Annotated in this window: 7 protein-coding genes; 3 read left to right on the top strand and 4 right to left on the bottom strand. The window is 57.7% G+C overall.

Translation table 11 applies throughout. The annotated features are described in order from the left end of the window. A partial coding sequence (locus ACRXB1_RS31025; RefSeq protein WP_449494221.1) for a DeoR/GlpR family DNA-binding transcription regulator occupies positions 1–599 on the top strand: 599 nt, incomplete at its 5' end. A gap of 8 nt (positions 600–607) precedes the next feature. On the opposite strand, the gene ACRXB1_RS31020 is transcribed toward ACRXB1_RS31025, so the two are convergent. Next, on the bottom strand, positions 608–1,297 hold the full coding sequence (locus ACRXB1_RS31020) for a nucleoside 2-deoxyribosyltransferase (protein ID WP_449494220.1): 690 nt from the start codon (positions 1,295–1,297) through the stop codon (positions 608–610). 387 nt (positions 1,298–1,684) lie between these two features. On the opposite strand from ACRXB1_RS31020, the gene ACRXB1_RS31015 reads away from it, so the two are divergent. Continuing rightward, entirely contained in the window at positions 1,685–2,827 is a 1,143-nt protein-coding gene (locus tag ACRXB1_RS31015; protein WP_075360073.1) for a GGDEF domain-containing protein, read from the top strand. A gap of 19 nt (positions 2,828–2,846) precedes the next feature. Here ACRXB1_RS31015 and ACRXB1_RS31010 read toward each other — a convergent pair whose 3' ends face one another. Beyond that, positions 2,847–3,134, bottom strand: coding sequence for an XRE family transcriptional regulator (locus tag ACRXB1_RS31010; protein WP_449494219.1), 288 nt, complete (start codon positions 3,132–3,134; stop codon positions 2,847–2,849). A gap of 275 nt (positions 3,135–3,409) precedes the next feature. Between ACRXB1_RS31010 and ACRXB1_RS31005 the strand changes: the two genes are divergently transcribed. Further along, a complete protein-coding gene (locus ACRXB1_RS31005; protein ID WP_075360075.1) occupies positions 3,410–4,060 on the top strand; it encodes a YukJ family protein in 651 nt (216 codons plus the stop codon). Here the strand turns inward: ACRXB1_RS31005 and ACRXB1_RS31000 are convergent. Together ACRXB1_RS31000 and ACRXB1_RS30995 are read right to left on the bottom strand one after the other, a co-directional pair. Beyond that, positions 4,057–4,398 (bottom strand): zinc ribbon domain-containing protein YjdM, encoded by a 342-nt coding sequence (locus ACRXB1_RS31000; protein WP_449494218.1) that lies wholly within the window; start codon positions 4,396–4,398, stop codon positions 4,057–4,059. The genes ACRXB1_RS31005 and ACRXB1_RS31000 overlap by 4 nt on opposite strands. Positions 4,399–4,500: 102 nt before the next feature. After that, the coding region (locus ACRXB1_RS30995; protein WP_449494217.1) for an alpha-hydroxy-acid oxidizing protein at positions 4,501–4,698 on the bottom strand (198 nt) is incomplete at its 5' end.

Raw genomic sequence — 4,698 nt, 5'->3', positions numbered from 1 at the left:
TTGGCGGCGCGTTGCCGGCATCGAGCGCGGTGGCGCCGTTTGCCGAGCGGCGACAGATCGAGTCATCCGCCAAAAGCGCGATTGCGGGTGCAGCGGCGGCTATGATCGGAAAAGGGCAGGTCGTCATCATCGATGGCGGCACGACGTCCGCCGAACTGATCCGGCAAATCCCCCTCGACTTGCAAGCGACGGTCGTGACGCACAGCCCGAGCGTGGCTGTCGGGCTGATCGATCATCCGCTGATAGAAGTGCTTGTGATCGGCGGGCGGCTCTTCAAGCATTCCATCGTGACGGTCGGCGCCGCGGCGATCGAAGCCATGTCGCATATTCAGGCCGATATCTATTTCATGGGCGTCACCGGCGTGCATCCCACGGCGGGATTGAGCACAGGCGATTACGAAGAGGCGTATGTAAAGCGGGCGCTCGCGGCGCGTGCGGCCGAGACGGTGGTGCTGGCGTCTTCGGACAAGATCAACGCCGCTTCGCAATTCGTGATTGGAGGGCTCGCGCTTGCCCAGACGATCATTGTCGAGATGGCGACCGATCCGGCGCTGACAAAACCGCTGGAGAAATCGGGCGTGACAATCGTGCGTGCTTAGGCCGTATGTTAAATGAGTCCTTCGGCGGCCATGCTATCCAGACATTTTTCCGGGCCGCCCACAACAAGGCGTGCCGTACACGCAAGCATCAGGTTCAGACTCAAACCGAAATCCTCGACCACAAAACCACTGGCGCAATACGAAGCGCCGCCTTCTTTCCTAACCGATACACGCTCGATCAACGTCCGGTTATCGCCCGTGTAAGCCCATATCGGCTTGTTTAGCGCGGCGGCAAATCCGACTTCGAACGCGGTGCCGCTATCCGGCTCACCTGCGCCGCGAAAGTCGTTGAGATTTGCCATGACGATATCCGCCGAGCGAATCAATTCCATGTTCGCGCGGCAAATCCATTGCGCCTGGCCAAGCTGATCCAGTTCGTCCGGGACTTCGCCATCGAGCGGATACAGACCGATCGCGCCACGCGACTGACACATCGCCTTGAGCGTTTCGCCATGAGCAAGCGCGTCGTTTCGAAAGACATCGAAACCCGCGAGATAGATTCGCGGCGTGGATGCGGCCAATTCGATAGGAAGCGGCGTTGGTGTGTAGCGACCTTCGCGAACCTTGCGACGAACCCGGTTCAACTGTTTATGAACCGAGGTAACGAGCTTACCCGTGCGCATTGCGATTTCTTCGACGCTCAAGCCCTGGTCGACCAGTTCGATCAATGACAGTTGTTTCTTGGTTGGGCCGCGCATTGCTCTCCCGGATACTGCGTTTACTTAAGCTAAAGATTATCGCATTGGCGCCGTCAAGCTAGTTAAGGCGTAATCAGGCTTGCACGTCGCCTGCCTTGAAAGCCCCGGTTTCGCCAAATCAACAAGCCGCTATAGAGGCGATTCACCATTGATCAGGACAGGGCGGCTGGTTATCGGCTAGTAAGCGGGCTTAGAATACGCCCATGTGCAGGCGTCCCGCTTAGGGAAAATACCAGGCACACGTCAACGCCGCAGCCTGGCGATTCAGAGAGACCGCCGGCGTTATTTGTTTCTAGATAGATCTCGAATATACCGATTGAGTCCATGACAGGCAGGAAGTGCGACGCCGACGTGGCAAAAGCAGTCGCGCAAAAAAAGCAAAGATCCATGGATACCAAATTAGCGCCTTTTAGTTTGCCTCGCTGGCGGTTCACAACGTGGTTGTGCTATTCCGGGCCCGACGTACCAGACGATATACGCGTTGCGTTGATCGGAAGCCTGTTTGGCACATTGCCGATTTTTGCCGGCGGCGTTCTCAATACCATTGCCGTTTCCATCGCCATCACGATGCGTGAACCCACGCCTGCGTTCATTGCATGGGTGGTGCTGGAGGTCCTGTTGTGCGGTACGCGCCTGGTCCTGCTGGTCGCGGCGCACCGGGCCGCACGGCGAGGACAACCGACCTACACGGACGTGTATCTGCTGCTGGGCGTGCTATGGGGAGCAAGTGTCGGTTACGGTGCGTTCATCAGTATCCTGAGTACCGACTGGATTGCGGCAACGCTGTCCTGTTTGTCCGCTGCCGCCATGGTCGGCGGGATCTGCTTCAGGAATTTTGGCGCGCCGCGGCTCGTCGCGATCATGATTTTATTGTCGCTGGGTCCTTGCTGTATTGCTGCGGCAATGTCCAAGGAACTCATCCTGACGCTTACGCTGATCCAGATCCCGTTTTATCTGGTCGCAATGAGTATCGCCGCATTCCGTCTCAACGGACTGCTCGTTTCAACGATGAAAGCCGAAAGGGAAAATGACCATCGTGCGCGGCATGATGCGCTGACCAGCTTGCCGAATCGCGCGGGACTGATTCACGCATCGCAGACGCGGTACAAGGCGGCGTCGGGCAATCGCGATAAGACCGCGGTGCTTTACATCGACCTGGACGGCTTCAAACCCGTCAACGACCAGTATGGTCACGAAGCCGGCGACCTGTTGCTCGTGATGATCGGCGGACGTCTGAATGCGCTGAAAGGTCCCGACGACATGGTGTTTCGTATTGGCGGTGATGAGTTTGTGGTGACCATCAGCGCGTCGGGTCACGACGACGCCGCGGCTTTCGCCGACCGGCTGATCAGTGAAATGTCGTCGTCGTTTGCATTGACATCGCATGTCTCGGTGAACGTAGGCGCGAGCATTGGCGTGGCGCTCGTACCGGACCATGGCGCGGATGTCTTGACCGCACTCAACGCCGCCGATAAAGCCCTGAACGTCGCCAAGGCCATGGGAAAAGCGCGCTGGAGCCTGGCGACTTAGCAAGCTTCGTCAAAGCGCGTCAGCGTTTATCTTCCAGCGACGACCCGCCGCTCAGCCACGACATGTCCACGTGCAGCAGTTCCGATAAACGCCGGCAATCCGCATTACGCGGCAAAGTAATTCCCGCCCGCCACAACGCGACATCACCCTCGGTGACCCCAAGCGATTTCGCCACGCGCTGCGACGTCAGCCGCGAGCGCTTGATGGTCATGTCGAGCCTTGCAGCGAATGCGCGGCCCAGCCGCTGGCCGCCGCTATTTTCGCTGCTGTCGCTGACATGGTGGTCGGTAAGACTGTGTGTGTTCATGAATGCGCAATGCCAATGGCGGTTACGGTGTTCGAACGGGGAACTGTATGGGATCAAAAAGTCGTGTTAGTGACATTACATTCGCTTTAACGGGTGAAATGTTTTCAGGCGCACATAACAATAAAGATGCGGAAATGCCAAGCCGCCGCAAGCACGTTTCCTTGACGTTTTGATGTCAGGCGCACATTTGAATCAAATTTTGTTTCGGCGGCGGCTCAAGCCGGCAAAGCGGCGCACACTTTGCTGCATGTAAAACTTAAACCAGGGAGGAACACATGTCAGTGAACTATGGCGTGCTCAAAGGCACGGTAACGGGCCACCTTCGCAACGCCGACGATGACCATTACCAGATCCTCGTCCACGGCGGCACGACGGTTTTTCGAATTGCATCGAATGTGAAATCGTCGGCGCCGCACGCGCCTTCCATCGTGCTGTTCGAAGAACTCGATACGCTACCCGCGGCTTTTATCAGCGAGCTGGCTGCGCTCACCCCGGGCTTCACGAAGTTGTCATCGACGCCTGGCGGCCTTGCGATCGACTACGTGCGCGGCGGCCTTGTCGATACAAAATCGATGAAACCCGTTCCGGCCGACGCGCCCGGTGTGAACAACGACCTGAAGGACAAACTGGAAGACGCGGTCGTGACCGCAATGGCCATGGAAGGATCGATTGTTTATGCGTTCGGATCGCGCTGGGGCCCGGAGCAAAACAAACCGGATCAGTACTTCAACTTCGTTCCCGGCAACGGTGTTCACGATATCCACATGAACCAGGGCAACGGCGGCCAGTACGCGAGCGACAACGGCGCGTATCAGGACGGCGCGCTGATGATCGCGTATCCAAACAATACGTGGCGTGCATTTTTCTTCGCGTTTCAGTCGCAGACGTTCGATACCGATGCAAACGGCAACCCCGTGAAGGCTTAAACCTTCTTCAGGTAGCAGGCCTTGAGCATGAAACTGCCGGCGTCCATCTTGCAATCGACTTCATGGTCGCCGCCAACCAGCCGGATGCTCTTCACTTTCGTGCCGACTTTCAGCGTGATCGATGAGCCCTTGACCTTGAGGTCCTTGATCAGCACAACGGAATCGCCATTGGCGAGCACATTGCCGTTGGAGTCCTTGACGACAGGGGGTTCGTCGTCAGTGGTGGACGCGGTATCGGTTGCGGACCATTCGTGGCCGCAGTCAGCGCAAATGATGCGGTCCGCGTCGGCGTAAGTGTTTTCCATCGAGCAGAGCGGGCAGGGCGGGAGCGTAGACATGATTCCTCAAATAATCGTAACGGTCGAAGCGATGCGAACACGTTCTGGAATGCAAACGGGATCGCTTCGAAAGGCGGGATTATAGAGGGCGCTTCAGCCGGTTCATGTTCTGCAATGCAACCCATGATTGACCACATCATTCGCATTGCCGATAAACGCCGGACCCAGGTCGGCAAGTGTCTGGCACCCGAGCAAACGCATCGCGATCAACATCTCGTCCATCATCAGCGCGAGAACGCCGGCTGCACCTGCGAGGCCGTTCGCCGCGACGCCATACAACGGCGCGCGTCCAAGCAGCAA

It is taken from the genome of Caballeronia sp. M23-90, assembly GCF_053574605.1.
The sequence above is the reverse complement of the archived record's forward strand: the minus strand, read 5'-3'. Positions and strand labels throughout refer to the sequence as shown.

What these genes read in the sequence shown, in the direction of transcription:
- ACRXB1_RS31020 (WP_449494220.1), bottom strand. Translation starts at nt 1,297, where the DNA reads ATGCGCGGCCCAACCAAGAAACAACTGTCATTGATCGAACTGGTCGAC.
- ACRXB1_RS31015 (WP_075360073.1), top strand. Translation starts at nt 1,685, where the DNA reads ATGGATACCAAATTAGCGCCTTTTAGTTTGCCTCGCTGGCGGTTCACA.
- ACRXB1_RS31010 (WP_449494219.1), bottom strand. Translation starts at nt 3,134, where the DNA reads ATGAACACACACAGTCTTACCGACCACCATGTCAGCGACAGCAGCGAA.
- ACRXB1_RS31005 (WP_075360075.1), top strand. Translation starts at nt 3,410, where the DNA reads ATGTCAGTGAACTATGGCGTGCTCAAAGGCACGGTAACGGGCCACCTT.
- ACRXB1_RS31000 (WP_449494218.1), bottom strand. Translation starts at nt 4,398, where the DNA reads ATGTCTACGCTCCCGCCCTGCCCGCTCTGCTCGATGGAAAACACTTAC.